This is a genomic window from Roseovarius sp., assembly GCF_965228755.1.
Classification (GTDB): Bacteria; Pseudomonadota; Alphaproteobacteria; order Rhodobacterales; family Rhodobacteraceae; genus Roseovarius.
This window is the reverse complement of the sequence record NZ_CBDDIG010000008.1, coordinates 352,054-371,074: the sequence shown is the minus strand read 5'-3', so window position 1 is coordinate 371,074 and position 19,021 is coordinate 352,054. Positions and strand designations below refer to the sequence as shown.

Sequence of the window (19,021 nt, the reverse complement as noted above, 5' to 3'; positions counted from 1 at the left end):
GCGGCCCTTTCCGGTAGAATGCGTCCCGACTGGATACAGCAGCGGTGCCGCCATCGCAACGCGGGCCGCGGCATTTGCCCCGGGCGGGCCTTGTGCCTATATCCGGAGAAGCGGAAAGGAAGCCATGCCATGAGCCTCAAGGACGCCCCGACCCCGGTGAAGGTACCGCTGGGCACCCGGCCGCTGGGTATCCTCGGCAGCCTGAACGCGGCGCGCAGCAACATCCTGTCGATCATCCCCGAGATTGCCACGAGACAGCCGATGGTGTCAGGGCGCACAGCCAAGCGCTGGCACATGGTGATGGACCCGGATGCCATCCGGCGGATGCTGCTGGAGAACCTCGACAGCTATCCGAAATCGCTGGTGACGAAGAACCTGCTGAAGCCGGCGATCGGCGAGTCGCTGTTCATCGCCGAGGGCGCGCATTGGCGCTGGCAGCGGCGGACGGCGGCGCCGGTCTTTTCGCACCGCAACGTCATGAACCTTGCCCCCGTCATGAGCGCAGCGGCGGAACGCAGCGCCGAGCGGATCGGTGCGGCCCATAACCGGGCGGTGGACGTGGCGCAGGATATGGTGCGCACCACCTTCGACGTCATCGCCGACGTGACGTTTTCGGGCGACGGGATGTTCGATGCCGAGGGGGTGCACCAGGGGATCGACGCCTATATCGCCGAGGCGGGCCGGATTTCCCTGCTCGACGTGCTGGGCGCGCCGAACTGGGTGCCGCGGCCCGGGCGGCTGATCTATTCGCGCGGGCCGGTGCGGGACATGCACCGGATCGCGGACCAGGCGATCGAGGCGCGGCGGGAACGGGGCCCCGAGGGCGTGCCCGACCTGCTGGACCTGTTGCTTGAGGGGGAAGACCCCAAGACGAAGCGGCAGATGAACACGGCCGAGCTGCGCGACAACCTGCTGACCTTCATCGTGGCGGGGCATGAGACGACGGCGCTGACACTGTCATGGGCGCTGTACCTCTGCGCCTTCGATCCGCGGGTGCAGGAGAAGGCGCGGGCGGAACTGGCCGAGGTGCTGGGGGACCGGCAGACGGTAACCGGCGAGGACGTGGCGAACTTGCCCTACATCCGGATGATCGTGGACGAGGCGCTGCGCCTCTACCCGCCGGCGGGCATGGTGTCGCGCACCGCCATGGCGCAGGACGAGCTGTGCGGGCGGGAGGTGCGGCCCGGGGATACGGTGATGATCCCGATCTATGCGCTGCACCGGCATCACCTGTTGTGGGAGGATCCGGACGCCTTCCGGCCCGAGCGGTTCAGCGACCGCAAGGCGGTGCCGCGCTATGGCTACCTGCCCTTCGGGGACGGGCCGCGTATCTGTATCGGGGCGTCCTTTGCCATACAGGAGGCGGTGATCATCCTTGGTACGCTTCTGGCGCGGTTCCGGTTCACGCCGGTGGCGGGGAAGGAGCCGAAGCCGGTGATGATCCTGACGCTGAGGCCCGAGGGCGGGGTGTGGCTGGAGGCCGCGCCGCTCGCCGGGCCCGGCAGCCCGTCTCGCGAGGCGGCCTAGGGTTCGGGCGTTGCGCGTGTGGAGGGTGAGGGATTGAGGGGCCAGCCCCTCAAGCTCCCCGGGATATTTCGGGCCAGAAGAAACGGGGGCGCCTACGCGGCTTCAAGCCTTAGGTGAAGGTGTTGTCGCGGGGGAAGCCGCGGGGGGCCATGCGGCCGGCGCCGGCGCGTTTGCCGAGCCATTCCTCGAGATTCGTCTCGGTGCGGGTGCGGCCGGCCGGGTCGAGCCAGCTGAGGCCCTCGGCGAGGTTGAAGGTGGTGGCGTCGGAGAGCCCGCCATCCTTGTAGCGCTGCAGGCGGACGCCCTTGCCGCGGCCCATCTCGGGCAGTTCGTCGGCCGGGAAGACCAGCACCTTGCGGTTCTCGCCGACGCAGGCGACGTGGTCGCCGGTGGCGGGCTTGCAGACATGCGCGCGGACGTCGCCGCGCACGTTGAGCACCTGTTTGCCGCTGCGGGTCTGGGCGACCACGTCATCCTCGCCCACGAGGAAGCCGTCGCCCGCCGAGGACGCCACGAGCAGCTTGGCGCCCGGTCGGTGGATGAAGAGCGAGATGATCTCGGCCTCGTTGGGCAGGTCGACCATCAGGCGCAGCGGTTCGCCCATGCCGCGCCCGCCGGGCAGGTTGGCGGCGCTGAGCGTGTAGAAGCGGCCGTTCGAGTCGAAGACCAGCAGGCGGTCGGTGGTTTCGGCGTGGAAGATGAAGCGGGGGCCGTCGCCATCCTTGAACTTCAGCTCGCGGGTGAGGTCGATATGGCCGGTCATGGCGCGGATCCAGCCCATCTTGGAGCAGACCACGGTGATCGGCTCGCGGTCGATCATGGCCTCGAGCGGCACCTCTTCGACCTCGCCGGCCTCCTCGATGCGGGTGCGGCGGGCGCCGCCCTCGTAGTCCTTGCCGAAGGTCTTCTTGACCTCTTTCAACTGGCTGGCGATGGCGGTCCACTGCACGGATTCGTCTTCGAGCAGGTCCTCGATCTGGAAACGTTCGGCCATCAGGTCGTCGCGTTCCTTGACCAGCGCCTCTTCCTCGAGCCGGCGCAGGCTGCGGAGGCGCATGTTGAGGATGGCCTCGGCCTGCACGTCCGAGAGGCCGTTCTCGCGGCCCTCGTACATCTGCGGCATTTCCCGTTCGGGGGCGGTTTCGGCGAGGATGCCGGTGGCCGCCGCGTCGGCCTCGGAGATCAGGGTCAGCGACGCGGTATCGACACCGGCGAGGGGCGAGCGATACTGGCTCTCATCCATCGCGCGGATGAGCGAGGCCTGGTGCGGTTTGCTCCAGTCCTCGTACATCAGCGCCGCCTTGGGATCGTCGTCGTAGCGGATGATCTCGATCACCCGGTCGAGGTTCAGGAAGGCCGTGATCAGGCCCTGCAGCACCTCGAGCCGGTGGTCGATCTTCTGCAACCGGTGCCGCGAGCGGCGGATCAGCACCTCGCGCCGGAAGTCGAGGAAGGCGCGCAGCACCTCCTTCATCGAGCAGACCTTGGGCGTGACCCCGTCGATCAGCACGTTCATGTTGAGCGAGAACCGCACCTCGAGGTCGGAGTTGCGGTAGAGCATGCCCATCAGCACGTCGGGCTCGACATTCTTCGAGCGGGGTTCGAGCACGATGCGCACGTCGTCGGCGCTTTCGTCGCGCACGTCGGCGAGGATCGGCACTTTCTTGGTCTGGATCAGCTCGGCCAGCTTCTCGATCAGCTTGGATTTCTGAACCTGGTAGGGGATTTCGGTGACGACGATCTGCCATTGGCCGCGGCCGAGATCCTCGGTGTTCCACAGGCAGCGCAGGCGGAAGGCGCCACGGCCGGTGCGGTAGGCCTGGGCCATGCTTTCCTGCGGTTCGACGACAACGCCGCCGGTGGGAAAGTCGGGGCCCTTGACGAAATTGAGGAGCGTGTCGTCGCGGCAGTCGGGTGTCGCGATGATGTGCAGGCAGGCATCGACCAGCTCGCCGATATTGTGCGGCGGGATGTTGGTGGCCATGCCGACCGCGATGCCCGAGGAGCCGTTGGCCAGCAGGTTCGGGAAGGAGGCCGGCAGCACCACAGGCTCGCGCAGGGTGCCGTCGTAATTGTCGCGGAAGTCGACCGCGTTCTCGTTCAGCCCGTCGAGCATCGCCTCGGCGACGGCGGTCATCCGGGCCTCGGTGTAGCGGCTGGCGGCGGGGTTGTCGCCGTCGATATTGCCGAAGTTCCCCTGCCCGTCGACCAGCGGGTAGCGCACCGCGAAATCCTGTGCCAGCCGCGCCATGGCGTCGTAGATCGCGGCGTCGCCATGGGGGTGGTAGTTGCCCATCACGTCGCCCGAGATCTTGGCCGACTTGCGGAAGCCCCCGGTGGAGGAGAGCCGCAGCTCGCGCATGGCGAAGAGGATGCGGCGGTGCACGGGTTTCAGCCCGTCGCGCGCATCGGGCAGCGCACGGTGCATGATCGTCGACAACGCATAGGTCAGGTAGCGCTCGCCGATGGCACGGCGTAGCGGTTCTGCCACAGCTTCGGGGTCTATATTGGGGTCGTCGAGCAAATCACTCATAGATGCTGTGATAGCTTCGGCGGGAACGGTCGTAAAGCGTCAAGCGGGCCCCTTGTGCGCCTTTTCCTGTGATGGATGCAACCGAATCATGTAGTTTGACGTTCGTTGCCTGAACACTTGGGGAGAATCGTACGCCATGTGGCGTTTCGTACTGGTATCATTCGTGGCGTTGGGCTGGTCGTTCTACGTGCTGAGCGGCGGGGCCGACTACGCGCCGGTCGAAAATTCCATCCAGGTGCAATCGAAGATCGAAAAGCCCGAGTCCGAGCCGGAAGAGGACACCCGGCAGGCAGACCTGAACCGCCAGTTGCAGACGCTGGCACAGGTCGAGGCGATGATGGACGGCATGGAAGAGACCGAGGCCGAGACCGAGGAGCTTTCCGTCACGCTGGCCGCCACCCGCAGCGACGGGTTGGGCGTCATAGAGGCCGAGGCGAGCCGCCCCAAGGCGGAGCTTCTGCAGATGAACATCGACGACCGGAATTTCGAGACGCAGGAATCGATCGACGCCGCCGTGTCTGCCGCGCTGGGCGATCCGAGCTTCGACCCGTCGCAGTTGCGCTGGGTCAAGGAGGGCATGGTCGATCTGCGCTCGGGCCCCGGCCTGACCTTCGACCGGGTGGCGCAGGTGACCAAGGGCACCGAGGTGGCGGTGCTGGAGGATCCCGGCCACGGCTGGCTCAACGTGCGGATCGTGGAATCCTACGAGACGGGGTGGCTGGCCGAGTGGCTGGTGACCGAGCCGGAATGACCCGGGCCGCGCGGCGCTGATGTCCGACCGATCACTTCTCATTACCGGGTGTTCCTCGGGCATCGGGTGGGATGCGGCGCAGGGGATGCGCGCGCGGGGCTGGCGGGTATTCGCGTCATGCCGGAAAGAGGAAGACTGCGCCCGGATGCGCGAGGCGGGGTTCGAGAGCCCGCGGATCGATTACGAGGACAGCGCGACCATCACCGCGGGGCTGAAAGAGGTGCTCGACGCCACCGGCGGCACGCTCGACGCGCTGTTCAACAACGGCGCCTTCGCCTGCCCCGGCGCGGTGGAGGACCTGCCGACAGACGGGCTGCGCGAGGTGTTCGAGGCGAATTTCTTCGGCTGGCACGAGCTGACGCGGCAGGTGATCCCGGTGATGCGGCGGCAGGGGCACGGGCGGATCGTGCAGAACTCCTCGATCCTGGGATTCGTGGTGGCGCAGTGGCGCGGGGCCTACGTGAGCTCGAAATGGGCGCTGGAGGGGCTGACTGACACGCTTCGGATCGAGATGCGGGGCACCGGTATTCACGTCATCCTGATCGAGCCGGGGCCCGTGACCTCGAAGATCCGGGTCAACTCGATCCCGCATTTCGAGCGCTGGATCGACTGGAAGGGCTCGGCCCGGCGGGAGCAGTACGAGGGGCTTCTGCACCGGCTCTACGAGGACCGGGGGCGCGACACGTTCGAACTGCCGGCCTCGGCGGTGACGAAGAAGCTGATCCATGCGCTGGAATCGCCCCGGCCAAGGCCGCGCTATTACGTGACGACGCCCACCTACCTGATGGGGGCGCTGAAGCGGGTGCTGCCGACGCGGGCGCTGGACTGGCTGATCTCGAAGGGGTGACGCCCCCCGCGACGGTTTTTCCCTTTCGCCTGACGGCGCATCCGCTCTACATGGGCGGGCAGGACCGCAACGGAGGCCGACCCCATGCTCGACGACCCGCTTTTCATCCTGGTGGCGCTGGCCTGTGGCGTTGTCGCCGCCATCCTTCTGTTCGGGATCAGCACGTTCGGCAAGGAAGGGCTGGAGAACAGCAAGCGGGCGAACAAGCTCATGCGCTGGCGCATCATCGCGCAGGCGGTGGCGGTCGTCCTGATCCTGCTTTTCGTCTACATCCGCCGACAGGGAGGGCAGTGACATGGTCGTTCTGAACAAGATCTACACCAGGACCGGCGACGCCGGCGATACCGCGCTGGGCAACGGCGCGCGGGTGGCCAAGCATTCGATGCGGGTGATGGCCTATGGCACGGTGGACGAGGTGAACTCCACGGTGGGCCTGGCCCGGCTGAAGACCAGCGGCGAAAGCGACGAGGCGCTGGCGCGGATCCAGAATGACCTGTTCGACCTTGGCGCCGACCTGTGCCGGCCGGACATGGAGAAGGACAAGGAAGCGGAATACACGCCCCTGCGCGTATCCGACACCCAGGTGGCGCGGCTGGAGGCCGAGATCGACGCGATGAACGGCGAGCTGGAGCCGCTGCGCAGCTTCATCCTGCCCGGCGGGTCGGAGCTTGCCGCCTACCTGCACCTGTGCCGGACCGTGTCGCGCCGGGCCGAGCGGCACGCGACCGAGCTGGCGGTGGACGAGGCGGTGAACCCGGCGGCGGTGAAGTATCTCAACCGGCTGAGCGACTGGTTCTTCGTGGCCGCCCGAATCGCCAATGACGGGGGCAAGGCCGATATCCTCTGGGTGCCGGGCAAGAACCGCTAGGTAAACGGCCGGTTGGCAGGGCAAGAATCTTTCGTGCGCCCGCCTGCCGGTTTTCAAAAGCGTCCTGTCCGATTTCAGCGGGAAACTGCGAAAACGCGACGTCTGTGGCCGCAAACGTGACGATTTTCCCCTGTTTCCCGCCATCACAAACATATATCAACGCGCGGGAGACCGTTTGATGAGGGGCCGCATTGCGGCTCTTCAACCACTTTAAGGAGAAGAACGCGATGAAGGTGCTGGTACCTGTCAAGCGCGTGATCGACTACAACGTGAAGGTCCGCGTGAAAGCGGACGGATCGGGTGTCGATCTCGCCAACGTCAAGATGTCGATGAACCCGTTCGACGAGATTGCGGTGGAAGAGGCGATCCGTCTGAAGGAAGCGGGCAAGGCCGAAGAGGTCGTGGCCGTTTCGATCGGCGTGAAGCAGGCGCAGGAGACGCTGCGCACGGCGCTGGCGATGGGCGCGGACCGGGCGATTCTCGTGGTGGCTGCGGATGACGTGCACCAGGACATCGAGCCGCTGGCCGTGGCCAAGATCCTCGCGAAAGTGGTCGAGGAAGAGCAGCCGGGCCTGGTGATCGCCGGGAAACAGGCAATCGACAACGACATGAACGCCACCGGGCAGATGCTGTCGGCCCTGCTGGGCTGGTCGCAGGGCACGTTCGCTTCCGAGCTGGATATCGAGGGCGACCATGCCAAGATCACCCGCGAGGTCGATGGCGGTCTGCAGACCATCAAGGTCAAGATGCCGACCATCGTCACCGTCGATCTGCGCCTCAACGAGCCGCGCTATGCGTCGCTGCCGAACATCATGAAGGCGAAGAAGAAGCCGCTCGACGAGAAGACCGCCGAGGATTACGGCGTCGATGTCAGCCCGCGCCTCGAGGTGGTCAAGACCACAGAGCCGGAAGCGCGCCAGGCCGGTGAGATCGTGCCGGACGTGGATACGCTGGTGGCCAAACTCAAAGAAAAGGGGGTCGTGTGATGGCTGTTCTTCTTCTTGCCGAAGTCAATGACGGTGAACTGGCGCTGGACGCCACCGCGAAGGCCGTGGCCGCCTGTGCCAACCTGGGCGACGTGACCGCGCTCTGTGCCGGGGGCTCTGCCGCCGCCGCGGGCGAAGCGGCCGCGAAGATCGAGGGTGTGAGCAAGGTGTTGGTGGCCGAGGATGCCTCGCTGGGGCACCGGCTGGCCGAGTCCACCGCGGCGCTGATCGTGAGCCTTGCGGGTGATTACGACCACATCGTCGCCCCTGCCACCACCGACGCCAAGAACGTGCTGCCCCGGGTGGCCGCGTTGCTGGACGTGATGGTGATCTCGGACGTGGCGGGCGTGGTCGATGCCGACACGTTCGAACGGCCGATCTACGCGGGCAACGCGATCCAGACGGTGAAGTCGAAGGACGCCAAGAAGGTCGTCTCGATCCGGACCGCCAATTTCGACGCGGCGGGCGAGCAATCGGCCGCACCGGTCGAGACCACTTCGGCGGCCGAGAACCCCGGCCTGTCGGAATGGGTCGAGGACAAGGTGGCCGAGAGCGATCGTCCGGAACTGACCAGCGCGGGCATCGTCGTCTCCGGCGGCCGCGGTGTGGGCTCGAAGGAGGACTTCGCGATCATCGAGAAACTGGCCGACAAGCTGGGCGCCGCCGTTGGCGCGAGCCGTGCGGCTGTCGACTCGGGCTTTGCGCCGAACGACTGGCAGGTCGGTCAGACCGGCAAGGTCGTGGCGCCGGACCTCTATGTCGCCGTCGGCATCTCGGGGGCCATCCAGCACCTTGCGGGCATGAAGGATTCGAAGATCATCGTCGCGATCAACAAGGACGAGGAGGCGCCGATCTTCCAGGTGGCCGATTACGGGCTGGTGGGTGACCTGTTCACCCTGGTGCCGGAGCTGACCGAGAAGCTGTGAGGCCGCGCACCTGCGGAATGGAAGGGGGCCCGCCGGTTTGGCGGGCCCTTTTGCGTTTCAGGTCTCGAGGATGCTTGCCAGCACCGGGCGCAGCGCCTCGGCGGCGCGTTCGTGGGCGCGGGGGCTCAGCATTTCCTGGGCGATGCGACGGACCTGCGGCGAATGTTGCGGCGCGGGGTCGATGCCCCGGTCGGCGGCGCTCAGCCCCGGCTCGATGATGGCATGGGCCTGTCCTCGCAGCGCCTCGATCATGTCGCGGGTGACGAGCGCCGGGTCGTCCCAGGGGTCTGCCCCGCCGGCGGCCTCGGGCGCGCGGGCCGAGAGCCAGAGCAACGCCACGGGGGTCTTGATGCGCTGAAGGATGTCCTTCATCCCCGCCACCCAGAGGGTTTCGAGCTCACGCCGGACATACCCGAACCGCTCGCCGGAGAGGGCGTGCAGGTGGCGCATCATGTGCCGGGTGAAGCTGAACTCGGTGAAGTCGACCTCGGGGAACAGCTCTCTCATCGCGTCGGTCGCCTGGAGGAAGCGGTCGTTCCGCCTCGGGTGCACGCGGTAGTACATGTTCGACATGTTGAGCGCGCCGGGCACCTGCAGCACGCAGAGCCGCGCGCGCCCGGCACAATCGAGCAGCGCGCCATCCTTGGCGAAGACATCGACCCCGGCATTGGGCCAGCCGAAATTCACGCAAGGCGTGCCCGTCATCCCCTCCAGCAGGTCGGGATAGGGTTGTGAAATGAACTTGCCGAAGGTTTCCGTGCCGCCGAGACAGGCGACGAAATCGCCCTCGAGCGTGCGGCGCGGCCCGCGAAAGAGCAGACGCGACCCGTCATACCGGCATTGATCGACACCCGAGGGCAAGCGCCCCGCATTTTCCTGGTACATGTTTCCCACCACGTTTTCGTTTTCCCGCGGACAGGATTCGCCGATGGGCGTTGAGAAACCGCTAAAGGGCGAAATCGTCGCGAGTTTTACGGGAATCGGCGGGGTTCGCGGGGCGCGCGGCCCCTTGCGGCCCGGCCGCCGGGGGGCCTATGGTGGCGCCGAAACGAAGGACAGAGGCGAGCCGATGGATATCCGGAAAGTGGGCGTGGTGGGCGCGGGTCAGATGGGCAACGGCATTGCGCATGTGCTGGCGCAGGCGGGCTATGACGTGCTGCTGACCGACATCACGCAGGAGGCGCTGGACAAGGGCGTCGGCAACATCCGCAAGAACATGGAACGCCAGGTGGGCCGCGGCAAGATGGAGCAGGCGGAGATGGACGCCGCCCTGGGCCGGCTGACCACGACGCTGGAGCTCAAGGACCTTGGCCAGACCGACCTGGTGATCGAATCCGCCACCGAGCGGGAGACGGTGAAGCAGGCGATCTTCGAGGATCTCGTGCCGCATCTGCAGCCGCACACGATCCTGACCTCGAACACCTCGTCGATCTCGATCACCCGGCTGGCCAGCCGCACCGACCGGCCGGAGAAGTTCATGGGCTTCCATTTCATGAACCCGGTGCCGGTGATGCAGCTGGTGGAGCTGATCCGCGGGATCGCGACCGACAAGGAGACCTTCGACGCGTGCCACGCCGTGGTGGAGAAGCTGGGCAAGACGGCGGCCAGCGCCGAGGATTTCCCGGCCTTCATCGTCAATCGCATCCTGATGCCGATGATCAACGAGGCGGTCTATACGCTGTACGAGGGTGTGGGCAGCGTCACCTCGATCGACACCTCGATGAAGCTGGGCACCAATCACCCGATGGGGCCGCTGGAGCTGGCGGATTTCATCGGGCTGGACACGTGCCTTGCGATCATGAACGTGCTGCATGACGGGCTGGCCGATACCAAGTACCGGCCCTGCCCGCTTCTGACCAAGTATGTCGAGGCCGGCTGGCTGGGCCGGAAGACGGGCCGCGGGTTCTACGATTACCGGGGCGAGACGCCGGTGCCGACGCGCTGAGCGGCGCGGCCGGGTTATTCGAGTATTTTGGGAAAGATGAAAGGCGGGGCGGTCAGGCCCGGGCGAGGGCGTGCGGGCCGACAGTGAATTCGTGCCATTGGCGCAGGGTGTCGCAATGGGCACGGACGCGGGTTTCGGTGAGCTGGATGCGCCAGGTCTGAAGGGAGACGGGCGCGGGTTTGGCGAAGGCCGCGCAGGCGAGGACGGCGATATTGGGCGCATGGTCGGGGGCGCGGGCCGAGGCGTAGCGGATGGCCTCGACGCCCCGGACGCGAAGGGCCTCGGCGAGCGCGAGGCAATCGGTATAGTCATCGGGATCGGTCCAATTGCCCAAACCCGCCCAGCCGGGTGCGGTGAGATCGGCGCAGAAGGGCGTGTGCAGTTCGGCCTTGATCGCGGTGTGTTCGACGGGGTTGCGGGGCATGGGGGTGCCGGGCGAGGCGGCGAAGAAGCGCAGGGCGCCCCAAATGCTTTCGGCGACGGCGGTGAGCACCTGCTCGGCCCCGTACCAGACGCCGGGTGTGGGCCCCGCGCGCCGGAAGCGGGAGGCGCGCGGGTAACGGCCGTAGCGGAAGGGCGACCAGAGCTGGTAGTCGAGATGGCGGCAGGGTTCGGGCACCGGCGGCTTGCTCTCTTCCAGCAGGTTTTCCAGCACCTGCTGTTCGTCGATCGTGTCGACGATGCGCGTGGTCGAGGCGCGGAACTGCCCCTCGATCAGCCGCCACGCCGCGTTGCGGTAGGGCGTGACCGGCCCGTCAGAGCGGGGCGCGGGCGGCATCGAGATAGTTCATGACGGTGATCAGGCCGGGCGCGGTCAGCAGAAGCTCGACCGGGGCGGCGTTGAGATCGGTATTGGGGTTGCGCACCCAACCGCGCATGGTGGCCAGATCGCTGCCGGAGATGGCGTCGAGCGAGCGGAAGACGCGGACGAGGCAGATGGCCAGCTCGTTGGACTTGCCGGAGAGGTCATAACCGCCGCCCTTCATGCGCGACACCGTCGCCTCGCTCACGCCGATGATGCGTGCAAGTTCCTTCTGGCTGAGACCCAGTTCGCCGGCGGCGTTGAACGCGGCCTTGGCCAGCACACGGCCGGGCTGTCTGCTTTGGTCTACGCGGGGCTGTGCGAGGGTGGTCATGGCGCATTCCTTTCCATGGAAAGGAATATAGTATTTATTTCTTCAGAAATCAATAATGCGGCGATGCTACCGTGTGCCTTCCCCCAGCTTCAGCGTGTGTTCACGCAGCCACGCCATGAAGCCGCGCGGGTCGGAATGGAGCATTTCCATGTGCTCGGCGTCGATGGGTTTTCCGACCACGGGCCGCTGGGGGTGGTTGCAGCTTTTGACCACCTCGTGCAGCAGGAAGCTTTGCCGCAGGGTGGCGGAGATGCGGTTGGCGGCCTGGTAGACGCGGGAGTTGGAGCCGGGGAAGAAGATCGGGACCACGGTCGCGCCCGAGCGGCGGATCATCTGGGCGGTGAAGACGTTCCATTCCCGTTCGATCACTGGGCCGAACATGGTGTCGGAGGAGGCGACCACGCCGGAGGGGAAGACCGAGATCACCCCGCCTTCCTTGAGATGCGCCATGGCATTGGCGCGCATCTCGACCGATTTGCGCTGGGCGTCGGGTTCATGCGGGAAGGGCACGGGGATCATGTAGGAGGCCGCGACCTCGTCGATGCCGGTCAGCAGGGCGCGGGTAAGGATCTTGTAATCGGTGCGGCGGCGGCCGATCAGGTCGGCGAGGATCATGCCGTCGACCAGCCCGTGCGGGTGGTTGGCCACCACGACGACCGGGCCGTCGGGGGGGATGTTGTCGATCTCTTCCTGCGGGGTTTCCAGCGGAATGCCCATCGTGTCGAGGGCCGCGCGCCAGAAGGGCTGGCCCGTCGGCGCGCCGCGTTTCTCGAACTCGCGGATCATCTTGATGATGGTCAGCTTGCCGGTGAACCACTCGATCGCGCGGATGGTGAAGGCGGTGCCGGGCGAATCGAAGGAATTGGCATACGTCAGGCTGCGCCGGTCGTACTTGGTGAAATTCACCGTTTCGCCGGGGGGCTGCTGGGCCTGGTCCTTTGCGTCCGCCACGTGGTTCAATCCCGTCCCATGCCGCTTTTGTGCGGGGCGCGCGTCACATCGCCTCGCCGAAGCGGTCGGCGACAAGCGCTTCGACCGCGTCAGCCAGGGCTTCCGCGTCCGGACCCCACGCGCGCACGTCAATAGTCTTTCCTTTCGACGCTGCCAACATCAAAAGCCCCATGATGCTGTCGGCGCCGCTGGACTGGCCGTCGAGCGTGACTTCGGCCGAGGCGTCGAATCCTTCGGCGACCTCGACGAGCTTGGCTGCCGCGCGGGCGTGCAGCCCTTTCTCGTTCACAATCTTCAGATGCCGTGAAATCGCTTCGCTCATCGGGTCTTCGTCTTTTCCTGGCTTCCAGCTCACTCGGTCGTCACGTTGTGGCTGTCTATGTATTTGCGCCCGGCATCCATAGCGGCCCGGGCGGCCTCTGCAACGTCGAGGTGGCGGCTTTTCGCCAGCTTGATCAGCATCGGCAGGTTGGCACCGTACAGAATACGCCGGTTGTCAGGCTGGCAGGCCTTGAGCGAAAGGTTGGAGGGCGAACCGCCGAACATGTCGGTGACGATGACCACCCCGCCGCCGGTGTCGACCTCGTCGGCCGCGGCACAGATCTCGGCCTGCTTGCCGGCGCGGTCGCAATCGTTCTCGATGGTGATGCCGCGCAGCCCGGGCTGGGCGCCGACGACATGCTCGATCGCCTTCACGTATTCATGGGCCAAACCGCCATGCGCGACGATCACGATCCCGATCAAAGCTTGTCGCCTCCCTTCGTTGCGACGGCGTCCTGTGCGGAGCGGGGCGGCGGACCTGCGGGGGCGTGCCGCTCTAGCTCGCGGTGCCTTATAGACACCTGCCAGCCGCTGTCCGCAAGGGCCTTGGCGAGGGTTTCGGCCATGGCGACGCTGCGATGCTGGCCGCCGGTGCAGCCGAAGCCGATGGAGAGATAGGCCTTGCCCTCGGCCTCGTAGGCCGGGAGCAGAAGCTGAGCCAGGTCGGCGACCTTGTCGCGGAAGGCCGCGAAGCGGGTGTCGGCGGCGACATAGGCCGCCACGTCGGCGTCGCGACCGTCACGCCCGCGCAGGGCCGGGTCCCAATAGGGATTTCGCAGGAAGCGGCAGTCGAGCACCATGTCGAGCCCACGCGGCAGGCCGCGCTTGTAGGAAAAGGACTGGACGGTGACGGCCAGCCGCGTCTTGCCCTCGGGGGCGAACCAGCGGGCCAGTTCGGCGCGCAGGTCGTGCGGGGTCATCTCGGAGGTGTCGATCAGCATGTCGGCCCGCGCCTTGATCGGGCCGAGCAGGTCGGCCTCGCGCTGGATGCCCTCGTCGGGGCTTTCGGCGGGGGCGAGCGGGTGGCGCCGGCGGGTTTCGGAGAAGCGCCGCAGCAGCACGTCGGTGCTGCAGTCGAGGTAGAGGACCTGCATGCCCACCGGGCTTTCGCCGCCCTCGCGGTCGATTGCCTCGATCAGGCCGAAGGCCGAGAAGTCGCGGTTGCGCACGTCGATACCCAGCGCCAGCGGCTTGTCCGAGACCGGCCCGTCCAGCAGGCGCGGCAGGAACGAGAGCGGCAGGTTGTCGATCGCCTCGTAGCCGATATCCTCCAGCGCGCGGATCGCGGTCGTCCGCCCCGCGCCCGAGGGGCCGGTGACAAGAATAACCCGATTTGTCACGGCATCCTGTGCCATGCGCGCCTTTCCGTCATGCGTCCCGTGTCCCGCATAGATATGTCAGGATCGCCGCGGGAAAATGCGCCAGTTCGGATTTTCTGGCAAGCGGTATGTCTGCTCCCAACAATGTGACCAAACGGTGATCCGGCAGGCGGTCGGTTTCGGTCTCGTCCATGTCGATGACCAGCGCCACCGGGGCCGGGCCGGCGGGCGGGGCGGTCAGGATTCCGACCTGGCGCGCCTCGATCCGACCGCGGAGCGCAGGCGGGGCATCGGCCATCAGCGCGTCGCCCTCGCGCCAGAGACGGGTGCGGTCATCGGCGACCAGCCCAGCGCCCAGCGCCATGAGCTGCAGCGCCAGCCCCGACTTGCCGCTGCCCGAGGCGCCGAGGATCAGAACCGCGCGCCCGTCGCGTGCAACGCAGGAGGCGTGCAGGATCGTCTCGCCAGTCGAAGGGACCGTGCAGGAAGGGTGGCTCTCGCCGCGCGGCATGGGTCAGACCGGCAGGCCGACGACGAAGCGGGCGCCCAGCGGGTCGGAGGTCAGGTCGGCATCGGTGGGGCGGATGTTCTCGGCCCAGATGACGCCGTCATGCGCCTCGACGATCTGCTTGGAGATCGACAGGCCGAGGCCGGAATTGTTGCCGAAATCCTTCTCGGACCGCTGGGAATAGAAGCGCTGGAAGATCTTGGTGAGCGCCTGGTCGGGAATGCCGGGGCCGGTATCCTCGACCACGACGACGACGCGGTTCTCGCGCTTGCGGGCCCAGAGGCGGATGGCGTCGCCATCCTCGCAGAAGCTGATGGCGTTGGTGATCAGGTTGACGAAGACCTGCGCCAGCCGCCCTTCGAGCCCGGTGATGATGATCGGCTCTTTCGGGAAGTCGGTGATGAACTCGACGCCCTTTTTCTCGGCCTCTTCGCCCAGGTATTGCGACAGGTTGGTCAGCATGCCGATCAGGTCGAAGGCTTCCTGTTCCTCCTTCACCAGCTCGCTGTCGAGGCGGGAGGCGTTGGAGATGTCGCTGACGAGCCGGTCGAGGCGGCGCACGTCATGCTCGATCACGTCGAGCAGTTTCGAACGCTGATCCTCGCGCTTGGCGAGCCGCATTGTGCCGACGGCGGAGCGGAGGGAGGCGAGCGGGTTCTTGATCTCGTGCGCCACGTCGGCGGCGAACTGTTCGTTGCCGTCGATCCGGTGGTAGAGCGCTGCGACCATGCCGCGCAGCGCGCCAGAGAGGCGGCCGATCTCGTCGGGGCGCGCCGTCAGGTCGGGGATGCGGATGCGCCCGCCCTGCCCGCCCTTGGCGCGGTTGCGGGCGCCGCCCACTTCGGCGGCGGCGGCCAGCTCGGCCAGCGGGTTGGCGATGGTCGAGGCAAGGATCAGGCTGAGACCCACAGAAACCAGCGTCGCGACCAGGAACATCTGCAGCACGCGCTCGCGCTCGACCCGGACAAGCTGGTCGATTTCGCCGGTTGTGTTGGCGACGGCGACCACGCCCACGGGCGTGTCGCCTTGGATGATCGGCGAGGCGACGGAGAAGACCGAGCTGTGCACGTTCTGGCCCCGGCCGACGCTGGAGCCGTTCTGGAGCGTGGGCGCGACCAGGGCGCGCACCTGCTCCTCGACGCTGGGGGGCGGGCGGCGCTCGGACTCGGGCGAGAACGGGGCGGAGACCCTGTCCCACACCCAGGAAATCGCGTCGGTGATATAGGTCGGGTGGCGGTCGGCCGGCGTTTCGTAGCCGTCGGCGCTGCTTTCGACATGGCCGGCCAGGCGGCCGTCGGGGTCGAAGACATAGACCTCGATCCCCGGGCGCAGGTCGATCCCCTCCAGCGTGGCGTCGACATCGATGCCGTCGCCGGTGGCAAGGCTGACCGGCGCGGCCGCGGGAAGCTGGGCCTCGAACACGTCGGCGATCAATTCGGTCTCGCTGGCCAGGCTGTCGGCGCGTTGCTGCGCCAGCCCGTCGCGCGACGAGTTGAGATAGAGAATGCCGGCGACGAGGACGTTGAGGGCGATCAGGTTGAAGGTGATGATCTTGCGGGTCAGCGACGCGCCGCCACGCGAAAAATAGCCCCGCTTCTCGCGGCGAATACGAACCTCGTCTTCGACCACGTTTTCCGGGGCTACGAAATCATCTCCGAGGACGACGCCATCGTCGTCAGAGAGCGACTGATCGCGCACGTTTATCCCCTCGGCCAGCGCCATTATTCTTCGTTATAACGGTACCCGATCCCGTAAAGCGTCTCAATGGCCGAAAACTCCGGATCGACCATCCGCATCTTCTTGCGGAGGCGCTTGATATGGCTGTCGATGGTGCGGTCGTCGACGTAGACCTGGTCGTCATAGGCCACGTCCATCAGCTGGTCGCGGCTTTTGACGAAACCGGGGCGCTGTGCCAGGGCCTGCAGCAGCAGGAACTCGGTCACGGTCAGCGACACGTCCTGCCCTTTCCAGGCGACGGCGTGGCGCAGAGGATCCATCCGCAGCTCGCCGCGTTCGATCACCTTGGTATCCTCGGTGTCGGCGACGATCTCGCCGGCGTTCGCCTCCTGCCGGCGCAGCAGGGCGCGGATGCGCTCGACCAGAAGGCGCTGCGAGAAGGGCTTCTTGACGTAATCGTCGGCGCCCATGCGCAGGCCCAGCACCTCGTCGATCTCGTCATCCTTGGAAGTCAGGAAAATCACCGGCATCGAGGTTTTCTGGCGCAGGCGCTGGAGCAGATCCATCCCGTCCATCCGCGGCATCTTGACGTCGAGCACGGCCATGTCGGGCAGCTTCTTGCTGAAGGCGTCGAACGCCTGCTGACCGTCATTGTACGTATCGACCTCGAAACCCTCGGCCTCGAGCGTCATGGAAACGGACGTAAGAATGTTTCTGTCATCGTCCACAAGGGCGATTCTTGACATGATGTGATCCCTTTAGCTGCCCAAATTGCCTGCTTTTTTCGGCATTATGCGCCTTTTCGCCATTTTTAATCAATCCCAAAGTGCGAATCAGCCTCCGGCACGCCGGTATTTGAGGCCGAAAATGCTTAGGAATGGCTAAATTGACTCACCCGCGCCGCAATCAATCTGGCGGATCTGGCGGTCTGCCGCTCTGGTTGCGCTAACTTGACGTTGGTTGCGCTAACTGCGCGAAAGCGTCCTGTTCAATCAAGAAACCGTCATGTTATGAGCCAAATCGCGAGGCGACGCGCATCGCCACACCGGGGCGTCACCGGTGGCGAGTTTTTCTGGGCCGGCCTCGGCACGGCCACCGCGACCAAGGAGTTTGCAGAACATGGCATTCGGACGGGTAAACCCGCAATTCCGGCTTGAGGATCAAGGCATCAAGGGGCTGGACAATGTCCATTACAATCTCATCGAACCGGCCCTGATCGAGGCGGCGCTGCGCAACGGCGAGGGGCGGCTGGGCCGCGGCGGCACGTTCCTGGTGTCGACCGGCAAGTTCACCGGCCGCTCGCCCAAGGACAAACACGTCGTCAAGACCGACAGCGTCGCCGACAGCATCTGGTGGGAAAACAACGCCGCGATGAGCCCCAAGGGTTTCGACAGGCTGTATGACGACATGCTGGCCCACATGTCGAAGAGCGGCGGCACCTACTATGTTCAGGATCTCATCGGCGGCGCCGACCCGGCGCATTCGATCAATGTGCGCATGATCACCGAGCTGGCCTGGCACGGGCTGTTCATCCGCCACATGCTGCGCCGCCCCGAGCGCGAGGCGCTCGACCGGTTCGTGGCCGATTTCACCGTCATCAACTGCCCCAGCTTCAAGGCCGACCCGAAGAAGCACGATTGCCAGTCGGACACGGTGATCGCGCTGAACTTCGACCGCAAGGTCATCCTGATCGGCGGCACGGAATACGCGGGCGAAAACAAGAAATCGGTCTTCAGCCTGCTCAACTACATCCTGCCGGAAAAGGGCATCATGCCGATGCACTGTTCGGCCAACCACGCTCGCGGCAACCCGGTCGACACCGCCATCTTCTTCGGCCTGTCGGGCACCGGCAAGACCACCCTGTCGGCCGACCCCGAGCGGATCCTGATCGGCGATGACGAGCATGGCTGGTCGGATCGCGGCACCTTCAACTTCGAGGGTGGCTGCTATGCCAAGACCATCAACCTCGATCCCGAGGCCGAGCCGGAGATCTACGCCACCACCTCCAAGTTCGGCACCGTGATCGAGAACATGGTCTATGACGAGGACACGCTGGAGCTGGACTTCGCCGACGATTCGCTGACCGCGAACATGCGCTGTGCCTATCCGCTGGAGTATATCTCGAACGCCTCGTCCAACGCGCTTGGCGGGCATCCCAAGAACATCATCATGCTGACCTGCGACGCCTTCGGCGTGCTGCCGCCGATCGCGCGGCTGACGCCGGCGCAGGCGATGTACCACTTCCTGTCGGGCTTCACCGCCAAGGTGGCCGGAACCGAGCGCGGCGTGACCGAGCCCCAGCCGACCTTCTCGACCTGCTTCGGCGCCCCCTTCATGCCGCGCCGGCCGGAAGCCTATGGCAACCTGCTGCGCGAGAAGATCGCCAAGCACGGCGCGACCTGCTGGCTGGTCAACACCGGTTGGACGGGCGGCGCTTATGGCACCGGCTCGCGGATGCCGATCAAGGCCACGCGCGCCCTGCTGACCGCCGCGCTGGACGGGTCGCTGTCGAAGGTCGATTTCCGCAAGGATCCGAATTTCGGCTTCGAGGTTCCGATCAAGGTGCCGGGCGTGCCGGAGGTCCTGCTCGACCCGCGCCGGACATGGGGCAACCCGGAAGGCTACGACGCGCAGGCCGCCAAGCTGGTGAAGATGTTTGCGGACAACTTCGAACAGTACCAGCCCTATATCGACGACGACGTCAAAGCGGCGGCGATCGGGTAGGG

The 19,021-nt window shown here is 66.1% G+C and carries 20 protein-coding genes; 9 read left to right on the top strand and 11 right to left on the bottom strand.

The window, feature by feature from the left end; translation table 11 throughout:
- Positions 1–129: 129 nt before the first annotated feature.
- The gene (locus ACO07J_RS15600; protein ID WP_422030604.1) at positions 130–1,527 is read left to right on the top strand and encodes a cytochrome P450; all 1,398 of its coding nucleotides are present in this window, start codon (positions 130–132) and stop codon (positions 1,525–1,527) included.
- A 109-nt stretch (positions 1,528–1,636) separates the two neighbouring features.
- On the opposite strand, the gene ACO07J_RS15595 is transcribed toward ACO07J_RS15600, so the two are convergent.
- A complete protein-coding gene (locus tag ACO07J_RS15595; RefSeq protein WP_422030602.1) occupies positions 1,637–4,060 on the bottom strand; it encodes a DNA topoisomerase IV subunit A in 2,424 nt (807 codons plus the stop codon).
- A 136-nt stretch (positions 4,061–4,196) separates the two neighbouring features.
- Here ACO07J_RS15595 and ACO07J_RS15590 point away from each other — a divergent pair, with 136 nt between their 5' ends.
- The 6 genes from ACO07J_RS15590 to ACO07J_RS15565 all read left to right on the top strand — a co-directional run bounded on the left by ACO07J_RS15590 (position 4,197) and on the right by ACO07J_RS15565 (position 8,438).
- A complete protein-coding gene (locus tag ACO07J_RS15590) occupies positions 4,197–4,811 on the top strand; it encodes an SH3 domain-containing protein (protein ID WP_422030600.1) in 615 nt (204 codons plus the stop codon).
- Between the two features lie 19 nt (positions 4,812–4,830).
- Entirely contained in the window at positions 4,831–5,658 is an 828-nt protein-coding gene (locus tag ACO07J_RS15585; RefSeq protein WP_422030598.1) for an SDR family NAD(P)-dependent oxidoreductase, read from the top strand.
- An 84-nt stretch (positions 5,659–5,742) separates the two neighbouring features.
- Positions 5,743–5,952, top strand: coding sequence for a twin transmembrane helix small protein (locus ACO07J_RS15580; protein WP_422030596.1), 210 nt, complete (start codon positions 5,743–5,745; stop codon positions 5,950–5,952).
- A 1-nt stretch (position 5,953) separates the two neighbouring features.
- Complete coding sequence (locus tag ACO07J_RS15575; protein WP_422030594.1) at positions 5,954–6,526, top strand: cob(I)yrinic acid a,c-diamide adenosyltransferase; 573 nt, start codon at positions 5,954–5,956, stop codon at positions 6,524–6,526.
- A 227-nt stretch (positions 6,527–6,753) separates the two neighbouring features.
- Positions 6,754–7,512: an electron transfer flavoprotein subunit beta/FixA family protein gene (locus ACO07J_RS15570; RefSeq protein ID WP_165198498.1), complete on the top strand. Its 759-nt coding sequence runs from the start codon at positions 6,754–6,756 to the stop codon at positions 7,510–7,512.
- A complete protein-coding gene (locus tag ACO07J_RS15565) occupies positions 7,512–8,438 on the top strand; it encodes an electron transfer flavoprotein subunit alpha/FixB family protein (RefSeq protein WP_350130984.1) in 927 nt (308 codons plus the stop codon). Before ACO07J_RS15570 ends, ACO07J_RS15565 begins: the two co-directional genes overlap by 1 nt.
- 57 nt (positions 8,439–8,495) lie before the next feature.
- Here ACO07J_RS15565 and ACO07J_RS15560 read toward each other — a convergent pair whose 3' ends face one another.
- Positions 8,496–9,323 carry a DUF6473 family protein gene (locus ACO07J_RS15560; protein ID WP_422030591.1) on the bottom strand — a complete coding sequence of 276 codons (828 nt, stop codon included), beginning with the start codon at positions 9,321–9,323 and terminating at the stop codon, positions 8,496–8,498.
- 184 nt (positions 9,324–9,507) lie between these two features.
- Between ACO07J_RS15560 and ACO07J_RS15555 the strand changes: the two genes are divergently transcribed.
- Positions 9,508–10,383, top strand: coding sequence for a 3-hydroxybutyryl-CoA dehydrogenase (locus ACO07J_RS15555; RefSeq protein WP_350130982.1), 876 nt, complete (start codon positions 9,508–9,510; stop codon positions 10,381–10,383).
- Positions 10,384–10,435: 52 nt separating this feature from the next.
- On the opposite strand, the gene ACO07J_RS15550 is transcribed toward ACO07J_RS15555, so the two are convergent.
- From ACO07J_RS15550 to ACO07J_RS15510, 9 genes are all read right to left on the bottom strand, one after another.
- Positions 10,436–11,161, bottom strand: coding sequence for an RES family NAD+ phosphorylase (locus ACO07J_RS15550; protein WP_422030588.1), 726 nt, complete (start codon positions 11,159–11,161; stop codon positions 10,436–10,438).
- A complete protein-coding gene (locus ACO07J_RS15545) occupies positions 11,139–11,519 on the bottom strand; it encodes an MbcA/ParS/Xre antitoxin family protein (RefSeq protein ID WP_422030586.1) in 381 nt (126 codons plus the stop codon). Before ACO07J_RS15545 ends, ACO07J_RS15550 begins: the two co-directional genes overlap by 23 nt.
- Before the next feature lie 66 nt (positions 11,520–11,585).
- Positions 11,586–12,470, bottom strand: a complete 885-nt coding sequence (locus tag ACO07J_RS15540; protein ID WP_422030584.1) for a lysophospholipid acyltransferase family protein — start codon at positions 12,468–12,470, stop codon at positions 11,586–11,588.
- Between the two features lie 43 nt (positions 12,471–12,513).
- A complete protein-coding gene (locus ACO07J_RS15535) occupies positions 12,514–12,792 on the bottom strand; it encodes an HPr family phosphocarrier protein (protein ID WP_422030582.1) in 279 nt (92 codons plus the stop codon).
- A 29-nt stretch (positions 12,793–12,821) separates the two neighbouring features.
- A complete protein-coding gene (locus ACO07J_RS15530; protein ID WP_422030580.1) occupies positions 12,822–13,214 on the bottom strand; it encodes a PTS sugar transporter subunit IIA in 393 nt (130 codons plus the stop codon).
- The gene (gene rapZ, locus ACO07J_RS15525; RefSeq protein ID WP_422030578.1) at positions 13,211–14,146 is read right to left on the bottom strand and encodes an RNase adapter RapZ; all 936 of its coding nucleotides are present in this window, start codon (positions 14,144–14,146) and stop codon (positions 13,211–13,213) included. The genes ACO07J_RS15530 and rapZ overlap by 4 nt, the downstream gene beginning before the upstream one ends.
- Before the next feature lie 13 nt (positions 14,147–14,159).
- Entirely contained in the window at positions 14,160–14,621 is a 462-nt protein-coding gene (locus tag ACO07J_RS15520; RefSeq protein WP_422030577.1) for an HPr kinase/phosphorylase, read from the bottom strand.
- 3 nt (positions 14,622–14,624) lie between these two features.
- Entirely contained in the window at positions 14,625–16,340 is a 1,716-nt protein-coding gene (locus ACO07J_RS15515) for a sensor N-terminal transmembrane domain-containing protein (protein ID WP_422030575.1), read from the bottom strand.
- Complete coding sequence (locus ACO07J_RS15510) at positions 16,340–17,041, bottom strand: response regulator transcription factor (RefSeq protein ID WP_300893768.1); 702 nt, start codon at positions 17,039–17,041, stop codon at positions 16,340–16,342. Before ACO07J_RS15510 ends, ACO07J_RS15515 begins: the two co-directional genes overlap by 1 nt.
- A 373-nt stretch (positions 17,042–17,414) precedes the next feature.
- Here ACO07J_RS15510 and ACO07J_RS15505 point away from each other — a divergent pair, with 373 nt between their 5' ends.
- Positions 17,415–19,019, top strand: a complete 1,605-nt coding sequence (locus ACO07J_RS15505) for a phosphoenolpyruvate carboxykinase (RefSeq protein WP_422030572.1) — start codon at positions 17,415–17,417, stop codon at positions 19,017–19,019.
- Positions 19,020–19,021 lie beyond the last annotated feature (2 nt).